The following is a 20593-nucleotide window of genomic DNA, read 5'->3' as shown; positions in this document are numbered from 1 at the left end:
GTCAGACGGTCACCGCCGGAAAAGCGCTGTGATCGGGGTTACGGCCATGCGGGCGGGCAACAGGAAGAATTCGACGGTCGTGCGGGTCAGCGTTTCGGCGTTGTCGAAACTCTCGCCGCTATCCTCGATCTCGGCACACAGACGGTCGAAGTAGGTGCGCGGCCGGTTGAGGACGGCGAGCGCTTCGACCAACTCAGTGTTCGACATTTGGCGGTGGGTCATAAGACACTCGTCTATGCGCCCCTACGGGGCGGTGGTTACTCGGTCCAGTCCTCGCGATCCTCCTCGACCACCTCGACCGCGTCCGGCCATGTGTTTTGGTGGCCGGTGCAGGCGTGGTGGAAGAGGCTTTCGGCGTAGGGGCGAGCCTTATCGTCGGTCCAGTCGGCCGACAGGCCCTGCACGTAGGCGACGACCTCGCCGATCCACTCCTCGCGCGCGGCGGCGGTCTCCGCCCGGTCGAGGCGCTCCAGCTCGGCGACGATCAGCGCGCCTGCCTTGACCAGACGCTGGCGGGCGCCATCGGTCCTGTTGTGGCCGCAAGGAGAATGCTTGCGGAGCATGTCGGACGACAACTCGACCACCGTCACATCGGGGCTGTAGTAGCCCTGCACCGCGTCGAGCGCGTAGACGACACCAGCGATGACGAGCGCCCCGACAGCATGGCCGTCATCATGGCGGGCTCCGCCCCACTTCTCGTCTTGCCGGCGGCGCTCGGCCGCAATTTCATCAAGCACGCTCATGGTGTTGATCCCTCGTCAGTGAGACGCCTTCGCGTCGGGTAGTTCCTTGATCCAGGCGTCGATGGGCTGCGCCAGCAGGCGCTTCCACTCGGCGTCATCGTGACCGTGCGCGCAGTAGGCGCCGAAGAAGGCGTTGGCCGCATGCACCTGGGCCTCAGTCATGACGCCGGTCGCATTGCATTCGGGGCACTCGTCGTGTTCGCCATCGTGCCCCTGGGTCTCTCCAGCCCCGCCGCAGTACGGGCACTGGACCTTGCGTGATCCATCAGCCTTCTCAGCCATGCTCAAGCTCGCTCCTCTATGCGCCCGTGGGTGCGGTTGCCGCGGTAAGTTGTCGGAGGGCTTCCCGCGCCCGCCTAATCCTCTGCGTGGCGGCCAGCCGCATGCTCTCAGCCTTGCGGGACCGGCCACGCCGCGCGCAGCGCTGAGCCTCGTCGATGATGGATCGAGCATCCTGCAGATCGATGATGGCCTTGGCCGCGACAAAGTGGGCAATGCTTCCCACGGTTGCGCGATTCATCCCCGCCCGGATGCGCAAGGCCAATTCATCCATCTCATCGGCCCTCATCGCTCTATCCCTCCATGTCCAAAATGGTTCATGCTGCTGCCAGGATGATGGCGAACGCCATCACCAACAACGACCCGATGAACACCGGCTCCGACAGCGGGGTCAGGGCGCGTTCCAGACAGTTCGGCGGGCGGCGCGAGAACAGCATCCGGCGGACCAGTTCTTCCATCGCCAAAGCGGTCAGCAGGAGCATGCCTACTGCGGTGCCCACCGCGCTCGCAGCGCGGGCGTCTGGAGCGATGTGCAGGGCGTCGGCGACCGACGGCCCCCAGGACGGAATGGTCAGCGCAGCCTTCGTGCCGAGCAGGCCGACGGCGATGGTCGCCGCGGTCGTCATCTTGATCTTGCCCTGCTGGTCCAGCCGCGGATTGCGCGTCTCGCCACCCGCCCTCTGAATGTGTCTGTCGATCGGATGTTGCACGGCGGCGCCCTCCTTCGGCTCCAATTCGAGAAAATCAGTTGTCCACGAGCTGGTGAAAGAAAAGCGGCATGAAGGCCTCCGGCTCGATCATGAGCCGCCCTGCAAAGGAAAGCACTCCGATATGCTGTTCCGTGCGCTTCTGGGGTCCATGCCGAATGATGGCAAGAAACACGATGCCGGCGCCGAGCAGAAGCAACAAGCTTATGGCTTATTTCCTCACGTCCGGGACGTTATAAGTTTTCGGTAAGGCGGTGGATATGGAGTCCGCCGAGCTTCGAGCCGTCGTTCGTCATATACATCGTTACCGACAACTTATAGGGGGCGCCGGCCACAGGACTCACCGATACACAGAGCAGGTCCAGAGTTACGGATCGTCCGCTCCTCGTGCGAGGTCCGTCTTCAGCGCATAGCGTCCGGACATTCCTCTTCAGTGAGTCGATGTAGCTATTTACAAGAGACGGCTTGACTTGGCGGTAAGCATCGTCCGTCATTGCGGCTTTGAGAACGGCTGCCTTCGTGAGCATCTTCAGCGTCGGTTCGACGTTCAGGGAGTATACAACCGCATTGGCTAACCGGTCCTCGTTGCGCCGGTCGGGTGGGGCACTAAGGACGAATACGGCGGCAGCAGCCGCGAAAACGCTGCCGACAACGAGCGCGTTCGTGGAAACGAGCGCTTTCATATTAGTCATCCTCCATCGTGTTTGTGCCATTGCACATGCTCCCTCTCGGGATCAGCTTCCGATGATGCCGAGGGCAGCGGGCACGGCGTGGATGGCGGTCTCGACGTATGGTCCGCCGAACATCGCCGCGATCACAAGGAGCGGGCCGGCCAGCAGAATGCGGAAGGCGATGCGCATATCCTCGATCCGCGAGGACCAGTGCCCCCTTCGCTCAGCGGCGTGCGCCTGGAGGTAGGCCAGGATGTCGCCGAGCAGGCAGAACACGGTGCCCACGGGCACGGAGGCGAGGCCCGAAGCTACGATGAAGCCCATGGGAGCGCCGAACAGCCACTCCGAGATGCTGGGGCGACGGTGAGCGTTCGACTTGGGTGGGGCCGGATCGCATCGTAAGGGGATGGCCATCGTTCCTATGCTCCTTTGATCCTGGGCATCCTGCCGCGTTTTCCGGCTGGACACTCGCGGTGCGCGAGCGGGTGGCTTGCAGCTCGCGCACGCACCGGCCCCCTACGCCGTCGAGCCCCACCTGCCGGGCCGGGCGGGTAAGGGGCGGGTGGGGCGGCACTCCGACTATGGCAAAGCGTCATCACCGGAATCTCGCCGTCCAGATGCGCTCTGCGGTCACCTTTCTCGGCGAAATCCGCAATATGCGTGTCGAGCGGTCGGCGCCACGGCATCCGAACGCTGATTTGATGCCGTGCAAGGTACCAGCGCACGCCCAACTTCCGCGCCCGAGAAAGACGCTGTTTTTCGTCGTCTTTCTCCAGGTTGGGACGATGATCTCTTTTGAGATCGCGTTACAGCCAGTTCAGCCGACGAAACAGCCAGCAACCGAAGGCCATCGTCGCGAGGGCGCCACCCAGGATCGTGACCGGGTGTGTCTCGGCCAAAGCAAGCATCGTCAGAAAGACTGCGGAAGCCCCGGCAGGGCCGAGGGCGAGAGCGCCAGCGGAGCGTATGGACATGATCGAATCCTCCATTTATGAGGTCGGCTGCATTGACTTCCAGTCGGCCAGACGAATGAATTGCGGCTTGTCGGCTGCTTCCGGCCAGTGCCACCAGCCGTCGGCCTCTTCGGCCAGCAGGCGTAGCAGCGTGCTTTGCCGTGCCGTCGTCACGCTGTTCCGGCCCGGCGTCTGACACGCCTCCCACAGGATGCGCTCAAGCCCGGTGAGCCAGCCGGCGCACCACAAATTTTCGCTGATGCCCGTCATGATGCCGAGCAGGCCGAGCGCAGCGCCCTCGTCAGGAGCGCCGCAGAAGCATTCATCTGGATCAACAGGGATCACTGTTCCGCTCCATAGTCGGATAGTTCGTTCTCAGGAACGGTTGAAGACCTCGGAGAACGTGCCCTTGATGCCGTCGACCAGCAAGCCGCCGACCCCCATGGCGGCGTCCTTGGCGATACCGACCAACTGGACGTGACGCTCCAGCGCCTCGACCTCAGCCCGGATGAGCGGACGGCCCTGTGCACGCACGTGATCAACATACTCCCTCGTGGTGGTCGTTGCGGACCAGTCGCGCGTCGTTGCGGCCCGATCGTCTTCGAGGGGGGCCGCTCGGTCTCCATTGATCGTGTAGTCGATGGCTTCAACCGCGGCGCCGGCCACCAGGTCGACGATGGGGATCGTGCAGTAGCACATGACCTTCAATCCCAGAGACATTTCCCGAGCCACCGTGGCGCGAAGGTCCGAGATCTCCTTCGCGGTAGGCGGCGTACCGTAGATGCTGATCGTGTGCATGGATGCCCCTTCCATTGATCCTGGACATTGTATCGCGTTTCCCCGTTGGACCCTCGCGGCGCGTGAGCGGGCGGCATGCAGATCGCGCAAGCCTTGGCCCGCTACGCCGGCGAGCTGGCGTTGGCCGGCGAAATCTGCACGTCGGAGGTGGCTTGCCCCGATCAGTGCCTCAGAGGCATCAACTTTCCACCGTCAATGCGGTACTGATTTCCGAGAATTTGGTTGAGCGTCGCAAGCTTATCCTGCTGATGAGCGCCGTCCCAGCTGCTGAAGAAAGTCAACGGAGGCACGCGCTCGTCTCTCGGGATATCGGCGAACTGGCAATTGACGGTGAACGAACTGCTGGGAACACGGTGCCCATATTGTGCCGACGCGAGCAATCCCGGGGGAGAGAGCCGGACAACCACGGACGGTCCCGCACCGGTGTCCTTGTCGTAACGGTACGACGACTCCTCGACCGGCAAAGGCCGATCGAAGTTAACGGCAAATGCCGACACGCTCCCGAGATGCACGCAGGCGCGGGTCAAGGCGTCCTTACCGTCATCGCCGCAACCGGATAAGGCGAGCAGGGAGACCACCGCTGCCAGTATGTTACGCCGCAGGACCATTCGAACTTTCTCCGCTTTGAGGATGCTCCGACAGGGCATGCGGGCCAACTCGCTATCGCCGGATCGCGCTGCATGACGCGCTCCGCGGCCAACCACGCTTGCACCAACGCACTTTCTGCGTCGGACAAGGAGAATGCAAGGGCGACCCATCGCGCGCCGGTAGAGTCGCACAAAAAGCGCAATGGCTCAACGGGCGTTGCGCAAAAAGCGTGAGAAAACCAGCCGCAAGCGGGCAGCCGGCGCTCTCGATGCTGTGCTGGAACGGCGGCGAGAGTAGGGACGGGCGCAGGCCGGGGCAGAACTCCGGAGCTGCTTGTAACGGGCCTGAACAGACCGGGGCCAGCCCCGATCGGAGCTGGCCCCGGTCTCGTCCGGCCAAAGGCGAACCGTCTTGTGCTTTGCCCCCTATACGGCGGCAATGCTCACGTCAGAAGTTCGTCGATCTGGTCACGCAGGCTGCGCAGCCGCTGCCGCTGGCCGTCGTCCAGCGTATCGCGCGCTTCGCGGATTAGGGTGATCGTCTTCGCCACCTTCCCGATCGAGGTTTCGAGCGAGCGGCGACGCTTCCAATCTTCGGTTTCGTCGGCGTTCCGCTTGGCCTCGCGGACACCGCGGACGGTCAGGCCGCCGCCGGCCTTCGCCTGCTCCCAGAGCTTGGCTTGCAGGGAAGGGTCGCTGACCGCCGCAATCTCTTCCAAAACGGACCGCGAAACGCTGTGTCGATACCCGACTGCATACTCGTCCAAAATGGATTGCGGCAGACCGAGGATGCTGAGCGTGCGCCGGACACGTCCCTCGTCGAGCCCCACGACTTGGCCAACTTCCTCCACCGAGTAGCCGTGATTGCTCATCAGCTTCGCGTAACCGTGAGCGAGTTCCAACCCATCGAGGTCGACACGCTGGACGTTCTCGATCAGCGCGATCTCGTGAGCGTTGCCCTCGGTCACGATGGCGAAAATGGTGGGCCGCTCAAGCAGCTGATGCGCGCGCCACCGCCGTTCGCCCGCGACCAGGATATAGTGGCCCGGCTTCTCCGGTGCTGCCTGGACGGTGATGGGCTGCAGCAGGCCATCGCGCTCGATGGAGTTGGCGAGGGAGGCAAGAGCCTCCTCGTCAAAGTGGCGGCGCGGCTGGGACGGGTTCGGGCTGATCCTGTCGGTGTCGATCTCGACCACGCGCGGGAAGTTGTTGCTGAGGCCGAACACCCCCGTCGGCCCTGGCCGGTCGCCGCGCACGACCGTCTCTTCGGCGGCGGAGCGGCGCGCAAACTTCTTAGGCGGCATCGGCGGTCTCCTGGCCGGCATAGCGGCTGTGGAGGGCCGCGGCGATGGCGTCGAAGGTTTCGCGGCCGGGCACCGTCGGCATGCCGTCGATGGTGACTTCGCCCGCGGCGGCGCTCTGCCCGTAGGCGGTCGAGCGCGGGATCGGCTCGAACACGGTGAAGCCGGCGTAGTTGGTGCGCATCTCGTCGAGCGTGGCCTGATCCTGCGCGAGACGTTGGCTGTACATCGTCGGCACCAACCCCAGGATGTTGAGCTTGGGGTTCATGCGGCGGCGGGTCTTGTCGACGGTGTTCATGAGGTCGGCCACGGCCCACAGCGCAAAGGCCTCGGTCTGCACGGGCACCAGCACCAGTTCGGCGGCGGTCAGCGCCGACACCGTGACGTTGCCCAGCGACGGCGCGCAGTCGATCACCACGAAGTCGTAGTCGGCCCGGGCCGTATCGATCTTCTCGCGCAGCTGGGAGATCGACAGCGGGTCGCGGCCGATGTCGGTCTCGGCGCCCGCGAGCGTCAGGTAGGTCGGCACGAGGTCCAACCGCGGCCACTTCGTCTGCAGTGCGGCGTCCTTGATGGGCAGGTCGGTGGTGAGCAGCTGGTAGGTGGTGCGCCGGCGTTCCTCGACGTTGATGAGATCCTTCATGGACAGGCCGAGGTGGCGCGAGGCGTTGCCCTGCGGGTCGGCGTCGATCACGAGCACCCTGTAACCGCCCAGCCGCAGAGCGTAGGCGAGGTTGACCGCAACGCTGGTCTTGCCGACGCCACCCTTCTGGTTGGCGACAGCGATGGTCATAGCGTGGCGCGCCCGCCGGGAGGCGATGGCGTCGTCGATCACTTCGACTACGTCGCGGGGCACGCGCTGGCTGCCGCTTTCCCAGCGGCTGATCTGCGCCCGGTCGTAGCGGCGGTTCATGGCCTCGTTGAGCCAGGAGGCGAAGTCGGCCTGGTTGATGTTGAGCGTGGCGCGTAACGCGCGGACCCGTTCATGAGGCTGCATGCTGGGCTCCGGTTGAATCTGGCGAAACCGATCGTAGTAAGTTGAGCCAATTCTGTCCAGAGGGTGCGATGCGGTTCAACTCGGCAAAGGGGCGCCCCTGGACCGCACAGGGACCGGACAATGGTCTTAGGCGACAGGGCAAGGGCCTCTTACTGTTACAAAGTTATAGAGTGTTATAGAGTTATAGGCGCGAATCCACGTTGCTGAACAAGGGATTGCAGGGCGTTTTGTCCGCGTCACGCCAGATCTATGTCCGGGTCACGCCACCGCCATGTCCGCGTCGCGCCAGCTGTATGTCCGCGCCGCGCCAGAGGAATGAATTCATGTCCGCGTGACGCCCGTGGATAACCCTGTGGGTAAGTGGCCGCAACACGCCTATGTCCGCGTCACGCCACAAAATCGACCTGAACGTCCGCGTCACGCCAGTGAATTGGCGCTCCTATGTCCGCGTCACGCCATCGTTCGGGGAGCTATGTCCGCGTCACGCCACCGGCTCCGCTTCCTATGTCCGCGTCGCGCCACTAGAGCCGAAGAGGCCAGGGGTGACTCGGCCGCGAATCATACTCTGGCATTTTTCTAAAATGCATACGGAGCAACCGCCGGAGCACATAACCGAATATGCCAGCAGCGCGTTGTTGCAAAATGGTAAATCGGCCGTCAAAGGGGTGGATTTCCCCCCATCATCATACTCGCCAACGCGACCAGATCAGTGGCGTGACGCGGACATTCGCTCCACCAGCACTGGTGGCGTGGTGGCGCGACGCGGACATAGACCGTGTCCCAGCTGGAAATTAATGGCGCGACGCGGACATCGGGGCGAACGGCGTGGATATTTCGAATGGGGTGAGGCAGAACAGGGAATCATACACGAGAGGGTCGTGGCGATGGCGAGGGGCTCCACACAGCTGGTGACGCTTGAAACGGATCGGCAGCTTACGCTTCCGCTGCTCGACTCGCCGTTGACCGGGTCAGTCAAGGGGGAGCGGACCCTCATGACCCACAACTTCTTCTCACTCAGCCGGGAGCGGGTGACGAAAATGCCCCCCTTCAACGACGGGCGCGTGACGATCGAGATCAAGTCCAACGAGGACGGGGTCGCGACCATCTGGGATAAGGAGTTGCTGCTCTACTGCGCCAGCCTGATCCAAGAGAAGATCAACCGCGGCGAGGAGCCCCAGCGGGAGATCAACTTCAAGGCCAACGACTTTCTTGCGGTCACCGGAGCGTATGGCGGAGGGTCGGCCTACAGCTCCATCGTAGACGCGCTGAAGCGGCTCAAGGGAACGACCATCACCACCAACCAGTTTCCGGATGAGGACGGCTCGTCGGGGGAGAAGCACAGCTTTTCGTGGATCGACGATTACAAGTTCCGGTATACGTGGCGCAACACCAAGAGCGATGGCAAGGAAAAGGTCCTGTCGGCGATCCGGGTGGAGCTGAGCAAGACGGTGCTCGATGCCATCAAGCGCGGGATCATTTTGACCTACAACAAGCGGTATTTCGAGCTGACGTCGCCCATCGAACGGCGGCTGTACGAAATCGCCCGCGCCCACTGCGGCGAACAGGTCCACGGGTTCCGCATCGGCTTGGAGAAACTGCGGCAGCGGATCGGCAGTGAGCGCGACCTGCGGAAGTTCAAGGCCGACCTAGTGGATTTGTCAGAGCGCAAGACCCCGCTCCCGGACTATTCGCTCGTCGTGCTGAACGGCACTGAGCCGGCCCGGAAGGGGGCGGGCCGCCGCACCCCGCTGAACAAGGTGAAGGTGTTCTTCTTCAAGCACACGAGCTTCTCCGACATCCCGACGATCCAGAACACCCCAATCATCGAATGAACGGCCCGCAGACCATGGACGTGATCCCCTTCCACCTGCTCGCCGTCCGGCGCGCGCTTGCGCAGAACCGCAGCGCGGAAGCGGCGTTCGACCGCCAGAACTGGGCGCGGTTCCGGCGTCCTCTGGCGACGGCGGAGCTGGCCATCCTGAAGCTGGTGGACGTCACCGACGACAGCCGCTGGGCGGAGACCATCGAGGGTGAGCCGATGATCCTTGGCGTCTACGCCGACGGCAACGACCGTTACTGGCAGGTGCGGCTGCTGGGCAGCCTGCGGGGGGAGCGCTGGGTCATCGAGCCGCTCGGATCGCTGGAGGCCGTGACCATGCGTTACGGCGAGGCGGTCGAGTTCTGACCAGACGCCAGGCGCAGACCTTTTAAATCCCCATCCGTTACGGACGGAAAGCGAAACCCGTCCTCTAATTAAACGACAGAAGGACTCCGAAACTGCATTGTTGTCCGGCCGCCTCCATGCAAACTGGGGGAAGTCAAGGACAGCTGGAGTTCGGTCTCATGCTGCGCTTCTGCTCGTTTCACCCGGACAATCGGATACAGACCGGACGAAAACACGCCCACGCGTGCGGAAATCCCGACGATCATTATCGCCGGGTCGCTCTGCAGGTGTTCGTTTCGCCGCGCTTTCTTCGGAGGAGATTCCATCATGGCGACCGCCGCCCCCACCGCCGCCCCCACCGCCGTCGCTTTCGCCGTTCCGGCCCGAGGCCGTCGTCGGCCGCGTCTCGCCACCGTTGACCGCGTCGCGGGCGACCAGGCGTCCCTGCAGGCCCTCGCCGAGGAGGTGCGGGCGTTCCTCGTTCCCCTCTGGCAGGAGTACCACGCGACGCAGCGCACGATCTGCCGTGTTACCAAGGCCATCTACATGGTGGCGGAGGACGCGCCGCCCAGCACGGAGATGCATATCTTCGCCGCGCGGTTCCTGGCGGACCTTCTCAACGAGGCCACCGACACGACCTGGCGCGTGGAGGGCGGCAGCCCCGTGTGGGTCGAGGACGGCCGCGGCGGCGTGCGCGCGGACGGCATTTACCGGCCCTGCGCTTGGGCGACCAACGGGAGCTGGATCGTCAACGTCACCGGCGACCAGTACGGTCTGCCCGCCGTGACCGTCTGCGCGGCCGCCACCCCGGACTATGTGGGGAACTGCACGGCGGAGGACCTACGGCCGTTCCTCTCGCGCGCTGACGAGTGGGTGGCGCGCTGGATGACCCTGTGGCTGCGCCGTGGCGCGTCCCCGAGCAGCCCGGAAGGGGAGGGGGAGAAGGGCTGAGCCGCGGCCCGACCGTCGAACGCCCGTCAGCCTGAAGGGAGCCGGAAGCCATCAGGTTTCCGGCTCCCGGCCGTTCTGGCTGGGATCAGCACGCCCCAGCGTCCCGGTTCAGCCGCCGGCCAGCAGGGCGCTGATCTGGCTGGGCAGCAGCGATCCGACGCCGGCGTAAACGTAGCCGAGCACCACGGCGGCGGTGCCGGGGTGGGTCGCCTCCCAGTACATGCCGCCAATGGCCCCCAGAGCTGCGGCACCCAGCGGGTTTTTCAGAAACACATTGAGCAAAAGCGGAAACAGGTTCATCGCAGCCCCCGGTGATGGTCGGGCGCGATGATCCCACGACGGCGGCGTGAAAATCCCGGCACCCAGGTGACCGCTGGCGTGACCGGGCGCCGGGAAAACAGGGCGCTGCTTCTACCCCCTGTTCGATGGAGTGCTCGCCAGCAAGGCGGCACTGCGGATCGGTTGAGCGCTTCTCCGCCGCTTTGGCAGGATCTTAGGTCTGCGACAGGTTCAGGTTCCGGACCTGCCGGCGCACCCAGGCATCGCGATATCCCCGTACGGCCGCGATCCGCTCCACATCGGCCTGTGACCGGACGGCGCGCATCAGCGTGATGTACCGGGCGTGCCGGATGTGCTCGTCCGGCATGCCGCCGATGGAGCGCGACCAGCGTGGCGCCGTGGAGCTGGGCTCATCACCGTGGGCGGCGTTTTGGGCGCGCGACGGCCAGACCGTGCCACAGGACGGGCAGGCCTCGGGGAAGTCGGTGGGGCGCACCACGCGCGAACAGGAACGGCAGCGCCGCAGCGGGCCACCGGGCCGTCGCGCCGTCGCCGGGCAGCCGGCCAGCGACCATTCCCGTGGCTCGTCCGGCAGGCCGTGGCGCGCGACGTTGCCCGCCATGTCGATCAGGGTGCCGTGCGTCTTCCCTTCGAACAGCCGCGTGAGCCGCCCGGCCTGCTGGAGATAGAGCGCGCTGCTGCGGGTCGGGCGGAGCATGATCCCGACCTTGGCGCCGGGGCAGTCGACGCCTTCATTCAAAAGGTCACAGCTCACCACGACCTGGAGACGGCCGTCGGCGAGCGCCGTCAGCGCGCGGTCGCGGGCGGCGTCGCTCATGGTGCCGTCGACCGCCTTGGCGGCGTAGCCGGCGAGCGTGAACTGCCGGGCGACCGCCTCGGCGTGGGCCACCGACACGCAGAACACGAGACACGGCTCGGACGCGGTCATGGCGGCGTAAAGGTGGACGGCGGCGTTGGTCACCTCCGGCACGTCCATGACGCGCGCGAGTTCCTCGACGTTGTAGTCACCTGCCGTGACCGATAGGGCGTCGAGGTCGACGTGGAGCGGCGGGCAGAACACCTCCAGCGGCGACAGGTAGCCAGCCGCCACCAGTTCGGCGTAGGACGGCCCGTGGACCGCGACCGAGAAATGCCGCCCGAGGCCGGTGCCGTCGCGCAGCCAGGGCGTTGCGGACACGCCGAACAGCGTGGCGCGCAGCCGGTTGAACAGGCCGCTCCACGTCGGGGCCAGCGAATGCTGGGCCTCATCGACGATGGCGAGATCGAGGCTGTCCAGCCAGGGGCGGTAGGGCTTCTCGCGGGCGACCAGCGTGTTGATGGAGCAGACCGCGATGCGGTCACGGAACAGCAGGCGGCCCGGACGAACCAGGCCGTGTTCGAGGTCGAGCTTGCGCAGCGCGCGTGAGGCTTGCCGCAGCAGCTCCTCTCGGTGGGTGAAGATGCCGACGCGCCCGCCGCAGCCGGCGATCTCGTCGGCGACGCTCGCCACCACGGGCGTCTTTCCACCGCCGGTCGGCAGGCAGTAGAGGATGTTCCGCCGGGCCTCGATGTGCGTCAGGATTTCCGCACGCCCATCGGCCTGATACGGGCGAAGCTCGAAGGGGGCGCGTCGTGGCTGGGCCAGAGCGAGAGTCATGGGCGAACCGGCAAGGGGAGGGCGCGGGGATGGGCCAGGGAAGGGGGACAAGGCGGAGAAGAACCAGNNGGGCGAACCGGCAAGGGGAGGGCGCGCGCCGGCACAGGGCCGGCGCGCCGGTCAGGCGACGATCAGGCGATCAGCCGCTGCTCGGTCAGACTGTTCACCTCCGCGATCCAGGCGTCGAACATCTCCCGCGCGTTGCCCGGCTTCCGGGTCTCGCGGAGCTGGTCGTAGGCGGCCTGGGCCTCTTCGGGCGTGGCGAAGGCGCCCTGCTGCACGGCCCACCCCACGGCGTCCGCCGGCGAGCGGAAGGACAGGGTGCTCGGCGCGTAGACGGCGGCTTCGATCTGCTCCGGCACGCCCTTCCAAAAGCCTTCGGTGTCCCAGATGACCATGCCGCTGCGCCCGGCCCGCGCCCACTCCACGCGGATGCCCCGGCGGCCGTTCTCCTCGACCACCTCTAGCACCATGTTGAGCGACCGCAGAAGGCGCTCACGCTCGGTTGAGGGCAGCGTCTCGCGCGTCGTGGCGCGACCCTCAAACACCCCGTCCTCGACGTGCCAGATGTACAAGACGTCGGTACCATATGCCGATACGGTGTCTTGCAGCAGCCGCATCTTCTCGGCCTTGTCGACGAACGCGGAACTCTTATTGCGGTTGCGCCCGGCCGCGTTGTCGAGCATGGCGCGGGCGACGGAGGCGCCGATGAGCGCCGTAACGGAGTCAACCGCGATCGTGGCGATGCCGCTGCCCGGCATGTTGGACTCCAGGAGGTCCTGGATGCGCTCGGGGGAGCGGTTGTCGGACGGGGTGTCGGACAGTTCATAAAGATCGCCGCCCTTGATCTCCTGGCGCCGCCCGTCGGCGTCGATGATCAGCGCCGGCTGGCGCATGGCCGCGATGAAGTGCGACTTGCCGCAGCCGGGTCGGCCCTTCACCGCCCAGCGGCGCGGTGCATAAGCATCCTTGTTCACCTTTCGAAACGCCATGGCACGTCTCCTTGCAGCGCGATGAAATCTGCAAGTAACGTAAGGCGTTGCCACAATGAAAGCGACGGTTCTGTATGGAACGAAGCGCGTTTAATCTCTAGACACGATGTTGGCGTTTTGCATCCATTAAGGACACCGAAGAGGTGGCGCCGTGAACGCGCAGTCCTCGCCGGACTCGTTCCGGTCTGCGTCCGGGATGGATCAGGTGCCGCCGGTCGCGCGCCAGGCGGCGGACCATTCGTCCCCGAGCCGGAGGAGCTGGTCGATGACCGCCTGCGCGGTGGCCGGCAGGTCCTCGGCCCCCTCCGCGTCGAGAGCCCACGGCACATCGATCTGCCGCAGGACGGTGGCGAGCCAGCCGCCGGGTGTGCGCTCGACCATCCAGACGGGCTCGGCGTCGGGCCGCTGCGCGCCGCTGGCGTCGGCGACGAAGCGCTGGGCGCAGGCCTCGACCCGCACGCTGTCGCGCGACGCCGAAATCACGCGCCGAACGCCAAGGGCGCCGCCATCGGCGTGGATGCCGTCTGGATCGCCGCTGAGACGCACCAAACAGCGGGCCGGCGCACCGCCGCGGTCATGCCGCAGCAGCGCGTCTTCGAGGGTCGCGGCGACGTTTCCGCCGCGCGTTGGACCGTTGGCACTGAACATGGGGTTTCGGGCTCCGTGGCTATCGCGGGCCACGCCGGGCGTAACGCCGACCGCAACTATACCGGCACGCCGGCCGGGTCAACCCAGCAGCGCGTCGTGCGTCCAGACCAAGTTGGACGGAGGGGCCGTTCCGACCGCCTCAAACTTCTTGACCTCGCCGCGCGCGACGGCCTCCTCAATCAGCCGCAGCATGTCCGTATCGGGTGCGGAATGGGCCGCCGGGCGACCGAAGCAGAGGCGCGGCAGAGAGCCCGTGCGCTTCCTGGCCGGGCGCTGGGCGGGGTGGGGGTGGGCGGAAGTGGGCATGGGGCTCTCCAGAGATTGGGGCGGGCTGCCACCGGCATCCGGCGCGCCATTGAGCGCGCCAGGGGGCAACGTGGCAGGAAAAGACGATGCACTGATCGTCGCCCCGGAAGTGGCGGCAAGTCAAGCGGACCCCGGCAAAAAACAAATCGCGCGCGCAACATTTCTCACAACTGGACAGAAACAATAATAGACGGACAGAAAGCATCGGGTGGTTCTGGTCCATTCGGGACATGGATCACTGGAACCGGCAGCGAGTTGCACGACCATCGCCGGGGCGCCCTTCGGCTGGCCAGGGTAACGTGATCGGGAATCGTTCGTGGGCGCCGGGCGCCGGCCAAGCGGGTCAGGGCGTCTCGCGCCGAAAGCGTTCAGTTGGCGTTGAACCAGACCGACGTGTGGAAACCGGCGGCCAACACATCCCAGGCCCGCCGCGCCGTCGGCAGGCGCAGCGTTTCCGGCAGGGCCGCCGACCAGACTTCGATCCCCAGAGGCTCGCCAACTGGCAGAACAACGACGGTCGGGTCCAGCAACTCGGAAAACGTCGGCAGCAACGAAATGCCGCTGCCGGACAGCGTCACGCGGTGCAGCGCGGAACTGGTGCTCACCGTCACCAGCGGCCCGGCCGCGCTCGCCGCGGCGATATCCGCCCACGCCGAGAAGGCCTGGAGCTGGCTGTAGCCAGCATGGTGCAGGATCGGCCGCTTCGCCAATTCGGCCATGGTCTGCGGAGCCCCGTTTTGCTCAAGGTAGCTCCGCGCGGCGGCCGGACGAAACCGCATCAGCCCAAGCTTCCGGACCACATGCGCGCTTGAGCGCTGGAGCGGAGCCCCGGGCTGCACCAGCAGCAGCTCAATGTCCGCCTCCGCGCCAAGAGGAAGGAACGCCAGCAGTGGCATCTCGGCCGCGAACCGGATCGGCGTGGTGGCTGGGGCGAAGCCACTCGCGAGCGGGGCAAGGATGTAGGAGGTCAGGCCCTCCGGCGCGCTGATCGTGATGGGACGCTGCGCCGAACTGGCCAAGCGGCCCAGGACGGTCTCGAATCCCGCAAGGCTGTCCATGACGGTCTCAGCGGAGGCAACCAGTTTCCGCCCCGCCTCGGTCAGCTCGGTTCCGGTCGTTCGCTTCAGGAATAGGGGCACGCCGGCCGCGCTCTCGAGGGCGGCCATTCGGCGGCTGACGTTGGAATCCTTGATCCCAACAAGCGAGGCGGCGCGATTGATGGATCCCGTCGCGGCGATCGCCAACAGGAGCCGGACCGTCGTCAAGTCAGTCGTCACCGCACCCCCCGTCGCGCAGAATCGCACCACCCCCAGTGGGGGTATGCGCGTATGCTACCGCGGCATACAACCGTGTCCAGAAATTATTCGAAAAAGGGTGCGGATCATGCCTGACGGTTCGTTTGCTCTGCCGGAAACGGAAAACACGCGCCCCGCGCGCACCGCCTCTCGGCACGACAATTCCATCCGGATCTCCATCGCTTCAGGCGCTGACGACATGCAGCGCTGCGTCGCCATCCGCGCGATCGTCTTCCTGAGCGCGCCCGGCTCCAGCTACAACGAGCAGTTCGGCGAGAACGACTTTTCGTGCACCCACCTCCTTGCGTGGGTCGGCGACGAGCCGGTTGGCACGCTGCGCCTGCGGTGGCTCGCCGGCGAAGCGCGCTTCGAGCGTCTGGCGATCCGCGAAGAGTACCGCAGCCTGACCATGCTCCGCCGCCTGATCGACTTCGCCATGCGCCTGATCGCGAGCAAGGGCTACTCCCATGCCTCGGGCCTGACGCGTGAGCGCGCGCTGCGCTTCTGGACGCGGCGCGGGGCGGTCCCGGTCGGTGAGCCGGTGCCGTACCACGAGGAGGCCCTGGTCCCGATCCGCATCAACCTCGCCCCGGCCGCCCACCCGACGCTGGCCGCCGGCCCCGGCCACCCCCAGTACGAAGCGCTGCTGCTGCAGCCCGAATCCCGCCTCATGGAGACCCCGATTATGCGGAGGGCAGCATGAGCCTCGACCTGGAGGACAGCGCCTTACGCAGCAAGAAGCTGCGCGTGCCGGGCCGGATAACGTCGGTGCGCCTGGAAGCGGGCCTGTGGGATGCCTATGACGCGGTGTGCCGGGCGCTGAACTGCACCCGCCACGCGCTCGCCAGCCGCATCGAGGCGCGCCGGGACCGTGCCGGGCTTGGGCTGACCAACGCCATCCGGCTGGTGCTGGTGGAGTACTGGCGCGCGGCGGCCGACGACAACGGCGCGGACGCGGCGCTCGAAAAGGCGCTGTCAGCCATCTCGCCGAAGTCCAGCAGCCCAGTCCAGACGGCGGTGCTTCGGATGCGCGACAAGCTGGCCCCCGAAATGACCCCGCGCCGCATCAAGATTGTCGCCAAGCTCGCGCAGCAGCACGTCGATCCCACCCAGTTCGCCGCGGCGGCGCGTTCGCTATGGGGACCGTTGGCACCGTGGGATTCCCGCTCCGACGTGCTGGCCGGGCAGGCGCTCCAGGACCTGCTGGTGATCGTTGGCGACCCCCCTCCGACACTGCAGCATATGCACTGACACCGCTCATCGCCGGCGTGGCGTCCGGCAGATCGAAAACGCCGACGTCATTCATCGTGCGCTGAACCTCGTCGGACAGCTCCACCGTCCTCACCGGCACTCGGGCCTACAACGGCCGCCGTGGCGAGGGACGGGTCGCATCGGGGCGGGTTGTCGCGCTGGTCATTCCGGAGAGCCGTATGAACAACGGATACTGTCGTGAACCCAATCCGGGGCTGGTCTGTCGCAACGTGGTCGTTGCGGGGAAACGGACATCGCTGCGTTTGGAATGCATCTACTGGGAAGGCCTCAACGACATCAGCGCCGAACTGTCCCTGAAGCGCGATGCCGTGGCGACGCGAATTGACGGATGCCGCGGCCCGGTCGGGATGACCAGCGCGGTCCGGGTCTTCGTTGCCGGCTATTTCCTGGCGCGAGCGCGTGATCCGCTCGCGACCGCGAACGCTCTCTACGCGGCGGCGCTGCACGAGGTGGAGCAGGCGCTGGTGAAAGCGCTCACGCCGAAGCGGGTCCCGCGCGATCAGCTGACCGTGATCCGCCGGCGCCTCAGGCGGCAGATGGCCGCGCTCATGACCAAGGAGCGCGCGGTGGCCATCAGCCAACTCACCCGCTCGGACAGCGATCTGTTCCGGGTCGCGTCGCAAATCCGTGCCTTGTGGGGTGGCAAGGCCGACTGGAGCGAGAAGGAGGACCTGATCGCCGCGCAGGTCGCCATCGACCTCGCCCGCGAATGGGTGGAGCGGCACGCGGTCCAACCGCAAGGAAAGCCGCTGCCGGCCACTGAGACGTCGCGCAAGTCGGGGATCATGCCGGCGGCAACGAGGAGCCGCCGGGCACCGGCACCGGCGGCCATCGCGTCCTAATGCCGCCCGGGGGCGACAATCGGCGCCCCCTACGCGTCCAAAAATTGATATCGCTCATCCAAGATGGACGGTAATTTTCCGCTGCATGTGAATAAGGGGGAGGCGATGCTGGGGTCCCAAAGTGTACTCGAGCGAGCGGGCCTTAGCGCGCATGAGCGCGCGTTGATTCGGACCGCACTCACGGCTGCTCGCAGCAACGACGTGCCATCGGTCGGCCTGCCGACCGGCACGCTGGAGCGGCTAATTGAGTACCTCGTGAGGCTCGAGGAGGCGGTGGGGTGCGGCGATGTCGCGACGGCTGGTGACGTGGCACCGGCTGGGTAAGGCAACCGAATTCGTTGCGTAGAGCGCCGGTGCGAAGCCGGCGTTTTGCGGTTCCCGCGGAGCGGTCGGCCGCCGAAAGGCCGTGCACATCGCGGATGGAATTCAATACGCGTCAAGCAGGATGCCGGACTGGACGCCGGTCCGCGTCAGCAGGCGTTCCACCTCACCCGTGCCGCCGCGAATCTCGATTGATCTGTGCGCCCGCCGCACCGCTTCGATGGTGATGAGCAACGCCCCCTCGCCCTCGGTGTCGAGGAACGACAGGGCGCTCACGTCGACGACCACCGTCCTGGCCGCGATCTCCTGGACCCGCCGAATCATCTCCGGCATCGCGGAGCACGCGATGTAAGTGAGGGACCCCGATAGGGTGAGGGTCACACGGTCATCCTGCCTCGAGATCGTGAATGCAAAAGTCATCGCCGCCTCCCGTGTTCGTCGTGGCCGCGGTTGCCGTCAGCCAGGACTGCCGACGCTCTGCGCCAGCCGGCACAGGTTGTCGCGGAGCTGCATCGCCTCCACTTCACCCAGATCGGCCAACTCGTCGGCCAGCCGCTGCAAGGCCCGGCGCAGCGCCGGCCGGCGCGCCTCGAATGTTTTGGGCCGCAGGGCGCGCGGAGCCGGGCCCGCACCGTCGAGGGGCTTCCAGGCCCGCACGCCGTTGATGTTTTGCCCGGTCACCACCCCGCTGGCTTCGCTTGCGCAACGGAGGATCACGTCGGCCGTGAACACCAAGCCGCTCCCGTGCTCGACCAAGATGCCCTCGGCGCGGAGGTCAGCGCGCCGCTTTCGGTAGGCGCTGTAGAGACTGCCCCCTTCCTCGGGCCACGCACGAGCGCCATGCGGAACCAGGAAGCCACCATCCGGGAGCAGATAAGCGATCACTTTTATGGTCTTGTAGTCGAGCCGAAAAGCCCGCGAGCCCATGCGCGCCTGCTCCATCGTCGGTTCCTCAGCGTGGTGACCCGACCAGGGAGGACCGACCCTGGCGGAATGAAACGTATCGGAAAGATTGGTGCGCAAACTACGATCGCGCCGCAACATGCTGGTGTATGAAGCGACGCTTTGTCGCAAAGCGGCCGTGGCGATGCTTCCTCCAGCAACCGCAAGGCGCGGGGTGCGGGTGGAGGTCGGTGTGCGCCCTCTGCAGAGGCCGGACGCGCGTTGCACTTGCGCGCCGCCGCGTCAGCAGGTTAGCTCCCCAATGCTAGGAATCCTGGGGTGCGCTGGGGTTCCGCCACGAACGGGGGACAGAAGATGACGAAATCCGATCTGATCGACGCCATTGCGGCCAAACTCGGCGGCAGCAAGGCCGACGCTGGGAAGGCACTCGACGCCGTGCTGGGCAGCCTCCAAGACGCGCTGACCAAGGGGGAAGCGGTCAAGCTGCCCGGCTTCGGCCAGTTCGAGATCGCTGAGCGCGGCGAACGCACCGGGCGCAACCCGCAAACTGGCGCGGAAATCACGATCGCGGCCTCCAAGCTGCCGAAGTTCTCGGCGGGCAAGGCCCTGAAGGACGCGATCAACGGGAAGGCCGCCTGAGTTTAGCCGGCTGACCGAGCCGGAAGCGGGGTGGCCGCCGAGCTGCCCCGCTGTCCACCAACCTTTTGTTAATAGTTGCGGCGAACCATTGGGCGCGCGATTGCAGGGAGACGCCCATGCCCGCCGATCTGTCCCACATCCTCTCCATTGGGGTTTCGGCCCGCGCGCTGTTCGATCTCGAAGACGACCATCAATTCTTCCTGGCCAACGGGGAGGACGCCTACCGGGCCTACCAGAAGGAGCGCTTTGACACGCCCCCGGCCCCGGGCGCGGCTTTCCCGCTGGTCAAGGGCCTGCTCACCCTGAATGAACGCCTGAACCGCGAGGTGGTGACGGTCACGCTTATGTCAAAAAACAGCCCGGACCTCGGGCACCGCCTGACGCGGGCAGCATCCCATTATGGCCTGGACATCAAGCGGTGGGCGTTCACCAGTGGCGAGCCGGTTGGGGAATACCTGAAGGCGTACCAGATTGATCTGTTCCTGTCGCGCGAGAGCGAGTCCGTTGAACAAGCGGTCGACGCCGGCATCGCGGCGGGCGTCGTGTATCCGGCAGCAGCGACCTACGACTTGGCAGACGCCATCACCTTCGCCTTCGACGGCGATGCGGTCATCTTCAGCGGCGAAAGCGAAGGCATCTATGCGGCTCAGGGGCTGGAGGCCTTCGTGGCGCACGAAAAGGAGAACGCCCGAAACCCGATGAAGGCCGGGCCTTTTGGCCGTCTGCTGAAGACCCTGTCGAGCTTGCAGGCGGTTTTCGACGCCAAGGATTCGCCTGTACGCATCGCCATCGTCACCGCACGGAACGCGCCGGCGCACGAAAGGGTGCTGCACACCCTCGACGCCTGGGACATCCGCGTGGACCAGATGTTCCTGCTGGGCGGACTGCCGAAGGCGCCGTTCCTCCAAGTGTTGAAACCACACATCTTCATCGACGATCAGGACGCGCACGCGGCCCCGGCGGCACAACACGTGCCATCAGCACGCGTCCCGTTCCGGGCCGGAGCAACAGCGGTGGATGTCGCGGGTGCCAAGATGATTGGCGCGGACACTAAGGAGACCGCCGCCGATCACGCTTCGCCGGCGGAGAGCGAGTTGAAAGCCGGAGGCGAGCTGGTCGGTTAGCCGCTGGCACGCCGAGTTGATGAACTTGAGCGGGGCGCCCGGCCTCGTCTCGCGTTCTTTGTGTGATCGTTCAAAAATGTTTGCACATCGACAAGAAAGTCTGCACATGGACAAAATAGTTTGCTCGCAGTCGAGATCAGGCTTCCCCGCGGCATGCTCACTTG

Annotated in this window: 28 protein-coding genes; 8 read left to right on the top strand and 20 right to left on the bottom strand. The window is 65.9% G+C overall.

What is annotated here, in order from left to right:
* Nucleotides 1-9: 9 nt before the first annotated feature.
* The 12 genes from ACSVC7_RS30295 to ACSVC7_RS30240 form a co-directional block, all read right to left on the bottom strand.
* Nucleotides 10-222, bottom strand: coding sequence for a hypothetical protein (locus tag ACSVC7_RS30295; RefSeq protein WP_448208213.1), 213 nt, complete (start codon nt 220-222; stop codon nt 10-12).
* Nucleotides 223-257: 35 nt separating this feature from the next.
* Entirely contained in the window at nt 258-743 is a 486-nt protein-coding gene (locus ACSVC7_RS30290) for a hypothetical protein (RefSeq protein WP_448208212.1), read from the bottom strand.
* 15 nt (nt 744-758) lie between these two features.
* Nucleotides 759-1025: a hypothetical protein gene (locus ACSVC7_RS30285; RefSeq protein ID WP_448208211.1), complete on the bottom strand. Its 267-nt coding sequence runs from the start codon at nt 1023-1025 to the stop codon at nt 759-761.
* 314 nt (nt 1026-1339) lie between these two features.
* Nucleotides 1340-1732 carry a hypothetical protein gene (locus tag ACSVC7_RS30280; RefSeq protein ID WP_448208210.1) on the bottom strand — a complete coding sequence of 131 codons (393 nt, stop codon included), beginning with the start codon at nt 1730-1732 and terminating at the stop codon, nt 1340-1342.
* Nucleotides 1733-1766: 34 nt separating this feature from the next.
* Complete coding sequence (locus ACSVC7_RS30275; RefSeq protein WP_448208209.1) at nt 1767-1931, bottom strand: hypothetical protein; 165 nt, start codon at nt 1929-1931, stop codon at nt 1767-1769.
* Between the two features lie 31 nt (nt 1932-1962).
* Nucleotides 1963-2412 (bottom strand): hypothetical protein, encoded by a 450-nt coding sequence (locus ACSVC7_RS30270; RefSeq protein WP_448208208.1) that lies wholly within the window; start codon nt 2410-2412, stop codon nt 1963-1965.
* A gap of 51 nt (nt 2413-2463) precedes the next feature.
* On the bottom strand, nt 2464-2814 hold the full coding sequence (locus ACSVC7_RS30265; protein WP_448208207.1) for a hypothetical protein: 351 nt from the start codon (nt 2812-2814) through the stop codon (nt 2464-2466).
* Between the two features lie 575 nt (nt 2815-3389).
* A complete protein-coding gene (locus ACSVC7_RS30260) occupies nt 3390-3698 on the bottom strand; it encodes a hypothetical protein (protein ID WP_448208206.1) in 309 nt (102 codons plus the stop codon).
* A gap of 30 nt (nt 3699-3728) precedes the next feature.
* Nucleotides 3729-4151, bottom strand: a complete 423-nt coding sequence (locus tag ACSVC7_RS30255) for a hypothetical protein (protein ID WP_448208205.1) — start codon at nt 4149-4151, stop codon at nt 3729-3731.
* A gap of 161 nt (nt 4152-4312) precedes the next feature.
* Entirely contained in the window at nt 4313-4759 is a 447-nt protein-coding gene (locus ACSVC7_RS30250) for a hypothetical protein (protein ID WP_448208204.1), read from the bottom strand.
* A 422-nt stretch (nt 4760-5181) separates the two neighbouring features.
* Nucleotides 5182-6042, bottom strand: coding sequence for a ParB/RepB/Spo0J family partition protein (locus ACSVC7_RS30245; RefSeq protein WP_448208203.1), 861 nt, complete (start codon nt 6040-6042; stop codon nt 5182-5184).
* The gene (locus tag ACSVC7_RS30240; RefSeq protein ID WP_448208202.1) at nt 6032-7036 is read right to left on the bottom strand and encodes an AAA family ATPase; all 1005 of its coding nucleotides are present in this window, start codon (nt 7034-7036) and stop codon (nt 6032-6034) included. The genes ACSVC7_RS30245 and ACSVC7_RS30240 overlap by 11 nt, the downstream gene beginning before the upstream one ends.
* 884 nt (nt 7037-7920) lie before the next feature.
* Between ACSVC7_RS30240 and ACSVC7_RS30235 the strand changes: the two genes are divergently transcribed.
* The 3 genes from ACSVC7_RS30235 to ACSVC7_RS30225 all read left to right on the top strand — a co-directional run bounded on the left by ACSVC7_RS30235 (nt 7921) and on the right by ACSVC7_RS30225 (nt 10151).
* Nucleotides 7921-8868, top strand: coding sequence for a replication initiator protein A (locus ACSVC7_RS30235; RefSeq protein WP_448208223.1), 948 nt, complete (start codon nt 7921-7923; stop codon nt 8866-8868).
* On the top strand, nt 8865-9221 hold the full coding sequence (locus ACSVC7_RS30230; protein WP_448208201.1) for a hypothetical protein: 357 nt from the start codon (nt 8865-8867) through the stop codon (nt 9219-9221). The genes ACSVC7_RS30235 and ACSVC7_RS30230 overlap by 4 nt, the downstream gene beginning before the upstream one ends.
* Nucleotides 9222-9527: 306 nt before the next feature.
* Nucleotides 9528-10151, top strand: coding sequence for a hypothetical protein (locus ACSVC7_RS30225; protein ID WP_448208200.1), 624 nt, complete (start codon nt 9528-9530; stop codon nt 10149-10151).
* 108 nt (nt 10152-10259) lie between these two features.
* Here the strand turns inward: ACSVC7_RS30225 and ACSVC7_RS30220 are convergent, their stop codons facing one another.
* The 6 genes from ACSVC7_RS30220 to ACSVC7_RS30195 all read right to left on the bottom strand — a co-directional run bounded on the left by ACSVC7_RS30220 (nt 10260) and on the right by ACSVC7_RS30195 (nt 15298).
* Nucleotides 10260-10451 (bottom strand): hypothetical protein, encoded by a 192-nt coding sequence (locus ACSVC7_RS30220; protein ID WP_448208199.1) that lies wholly within the window; start codon nt 10449-10451, stop codon nt 10260-10262.
* A 193-nt stretch (nt 10452-10644) separates the two neighbouring features.
* Nucleotides 10645-12087 (bottom strand): DEAD/DEAH box helicase, encoded by a 1443-nt coding sequence (locus ACSVC7_RS30215; protein ID WP_448208198.1) that lies wholly within the window; start codon nt 12085-12087, stop codon nt 10645-10647.
* A gap of 131 nt (nt 12088-12218) precedes the next feature.
* Entirely contained in the window at nt 12219-13079 is an 861-nt protein-coding gene (locus ACSVC7_RS30210) for an AAA family ATPase (RefSeq protein ID WP_448208197.1), read from the bottom strand.
* A 201-nt stretch (nt 13080-13280) separates the two neighbouring features.
* Nucleotides 13281-13727 (bottom strand): hypothetical protein, encoded by a 447-nt coding sequence (locus ACSVC7_RS30205; RefSeq protein ID WP_448208196.1) that lies wholly within the window; start codon nt 13725-13727, stop codon nt 13281-13283.
* Nucleotides 13728-13805: 78 nt separating this feature from the next.
* Nucleotides 13806-14033 (bottom strand): hypothetical protein, encoded by a 228-nt coding sequence (locus ACSVC7_RS30200; protein WP_448208195.1) that lies wholly within the window; start codon nt 14031-14033, stop codon nt 13806-13808.
* Nucleotides 14034-14401: 368 nt separating this feature from the next.
* A complete protein-coding gene (locus tag ACSVC7_RS30195; RefSeq protein ID WP_448208194.1) occupies nt 14402-15298 on the bottom strand; it encodes a LysR family transcriptional regulator in 897 nt (298 codons plus the stop codon).
* A 118-nt stretch (nt 15299-15416) separates the two neighbouring features.
* On the opposite strand from ACSVC7_RS30195, the gene ACSVC7_RS30190 reads away from it, so the two are divergent.
* The 3 genes from ACSVC7_RS30190 to ACSVC7_RS30180 all read left to right on the top strand — a co-directional run bounded on the left by ACSVC7_RS30190 (nt 15417) and on the right by ACSVC7_RS30180 (nt 17442).
* On the top strand, nt 15417-16031 hold the full coding sequence (locus ACSVC7_RS30190) for a GNAT family N-acetyltransferase (protein WP_448208193.1): 615 nt from the start codon (nt 15417-15419) through the stop codon (nt 16029-16031).
* A complete protein-coding gene (locus tag ACSVC7_RS30185; protein WP_448208192.1) occupies nt 16028-16579 on the top strand; it encodes a ribbon-helix-helix domain-containing protein in 552 nt (183 codons plus the stop codon). The genes ACSVC7_RS30190 and ACSVC7_RS30185 overlap by 4 nt, the downstream gene beginning before the upstream one ends.
* A gap of 179 nt (nt 16580-16758) precedes the next feature.
* Entirely contained in the window at nt 16759-17442 is a 684-nt protein-coding gene (locus ACSVC7_RS30180) for a ribbon-helix-helix domain-containing protein (protein WP_448208191.1), read from the top strand.
* 426 nt (nt 17443-17868) lie between these two features.
* Here ACSVC7_RS30180 and ACSVC7_RS30175 read toward each other — a convergent pair whose 3' ends face one another.
* Entirely contained in the window at nt 17869-18183 is a 315-nt protein-coding gene (locus ACSVC7_RS30175; protein ID WP_448208190.1) for an STAS domain-containing protein, read from the bottom strand.
* 36 nt (nt 18184-18219) lie between these two features.
* A complete protein-coding gene (locus ACSVC7_RS30170) occupies nt 18220-18705 on the bottom strand; it encodes a DUF4357 domain-containing protein (protein ID WP_448208189.1) in 486 nt (161 codons plus the stop codon).
* Between the two features lie 315 nt (nt 18706-19020).
* On the opposite strand from ACSVC7_RS30170, the gene ACSVC7_RS30165 reads away from it, so the two are divergent.
* Together ACSVC7_RS30165 and ACSVC7_RS30160 are read left to right on the top strand one after the other, a co-directional pair.
* A complete protein-coding gene (locus ACSVC7_RS30165) occupies nt 19021-19305 on the top strand; it encodes an HU family DNA-binding protein (protein WP_448208188.1) in 285 nt (94 codons plus the stop codon).
* 116 nt (nt 19306-19421) lie between these two features.
* Nucleotides 19422-20429, top strand: a complete 1008-nt coding sequence (locus ACSVC7_RS30160; protein WP_448208187.1) for a 5'-nucleotidase — start codon at nt 19422-19424, stop codon at nt 20427-20429.
* Nucleotides 20430-20593 lie beyond the last annotated feature (164 nt).

Source organism: Azospirillum mesophilum (assembly GCF_053470405.2).
This window is presented reverse-complemented; position numbering and strand designations above follow the sequence as displayed.

Coding starts and splice junctions, on each gene's coding strand:
- ACSVC7_RS30295 (WP_448208213.1), bottom strand. CDS start 222: ATGACCCACCGCCAAATGTCGAACACTGAGTTGGTCGAAGCGCTCGCC.
- ACSVC7_RS30290 (WP_448208212.1), bottom strand. CDS start 743: ATGAGCGTGCTTGATGAAATTGCGGCCGAGCGCCGCCGGCAAGACGAG.
- ACSVC7_RS30285 (WP_448208211.1), bottom strand. CDS start 1,025: ATGGCTGAGAAGGCTGATGGATCACGCAAGGTCCAGTGCCCGTACTGC.
- ACSVC7_RS30270 (WP_448208208.1), bottom strand. CDS start 2,412: ATGAAAGCGCTCGTTTCCACGAACGCGCTCGTTGTCGGCAGCGTTTTC.
- ACSVC7_RS30265 (WP_448208207.1), bottom strand. CDS start 2,814: ATGGCCATCCCCTTACGATGCGATCCGGCCCCACCCAAGTCGAACGCT.
- ACSVC7_RS30255 (WP_448208205.1), bottom strand. CDS start 4,151: ATGCACACGATCAGCATCTACGGTACGCCGCCTACCGCGAAGGAGATC.
- ACSVC7_RS30250 (WP_448208204.1), bottom strand. CDS start 4,759: ATGGTCCTGCGGCGTAACATACTGGCAGCGGTGGTCTCCCTGCTCGCC.
- ACSVC7_RS30245 (WP_448208203.1), bottom strand. CDS start 6,042: ATGCCGCCTAAGAAGTTTGCGCGCCGCTCCGCCGCCGAAGAGACGGTC.
- ACSVC7_RS30240 (WP_448208202.1), bottom strand. CDS start 7,036: ATGCAGCCTCATGAACGGGTCCGCGCGTTACGCGCCACGCTCAACATC.
- ACSVC7_RS30235 (WP_448208223.1), top strand. CDS start 7,921: ATGGCGAGGGGCTCCACACAGCTGGTGACGCTTGAAACGGATCGGCAG.
- ACSVC7_RS30230 (WP_448208201.1), top strand. CDS start 8,865: ATGAACGGCCCGCAGACCATGGACGTGATCCCCTTCCACCTGCTCGCC.
- ACSVC7_RS30225 (WP_448208200.1), top strand. CDS start 9,528: ATGGCGACCGCCGCCCCCACCGCCGCCCCCACCGCCGTCGCTTTCGCC.
- ACSVC7_RS30220 (WP_448208199.1), bottom strand. CDS start 10,451: ATGAACCTGTTTCCGCTTTTGCTCAATGTGTTTCTGAAAAACCCGCTG.
- ACSVC7_RS30215 (WP_448208198.1), bottom strand. CDS start 12,087: ATGACTCTCGCTCTGGCCCAGCCACGACGCGCCCCCTTCGAGCTTCGC.
- ACSVC7_RS30210 (WP_448208197.1), bottom strand. CDS start 13,079: ATGGCGTTTCGAAAGGTGAACAAGGATGCTTATGCACCGCGCCGCTGG.
- ACSVC7_RS30205 (WP_448208196.1), bottom strand. CDS start 13,727: ATGTTCAGTGCCAACGGTCCAACGCGCGGCGGAAACGTCGCCGCGACC.
- ACSVC7_RS30200 (WP_448208195.1), bottom strand. CDS start 14,033: ATGCCCACTTCCGCCCACCCCCACCCCGCCCAGCGCCCGGCCAGGAAG.
- ACSVC7_RS30190 (WP_448208193.1), top strand. CDS start 15,417: ATGCCTGACGGTTCGTTTGCTCTGCCGGAAACGGAAAACACGCGCCCC.
- ACSVC7_RS30185 (WP_448208192.1), top strand. CDS start 16,028: ATGAGCCTCGACCTGGAGGACAGCGCCTTACGCAGCAAGAAGCTGCGC.
- ACSVC7_RS30180 (WP_448208191.1), top strand. CDS start 16,759: ATGAACAACGGATACTGTCGTGAACCCAATCCGGGGCTGGTCTGTCGC.
- ACSVC7_RS30175 (WP_448208190.1), bottom strand. CDS start 18,183: ATGACTTTTGCATTCACGATCTCGAGGCAGGATGACCGTGTGACCCTC.
- ACSVC7_RS30170 (WP_448208189.1), bottom strand. CDS start 18,705: ATGGAGCAGGCGCGCATGGGCTCGCGGGCTTTTCGGCTCGACTACAAG.
- ACSVC7_RS30165 (WP_448208188.1), top strand. CDS start 19,021: ATGACGAAATCCGATCTGATCGACGCCATTGCGGCCAAACTCGGCGGC.
- ACSVC7_RS30160 (WP_448208187.1), top strand. CDS start 19,422: ATGCCCGCCGATCTGTCCCACATCCTCTCCATTGGGGTTTCGGCCCGC.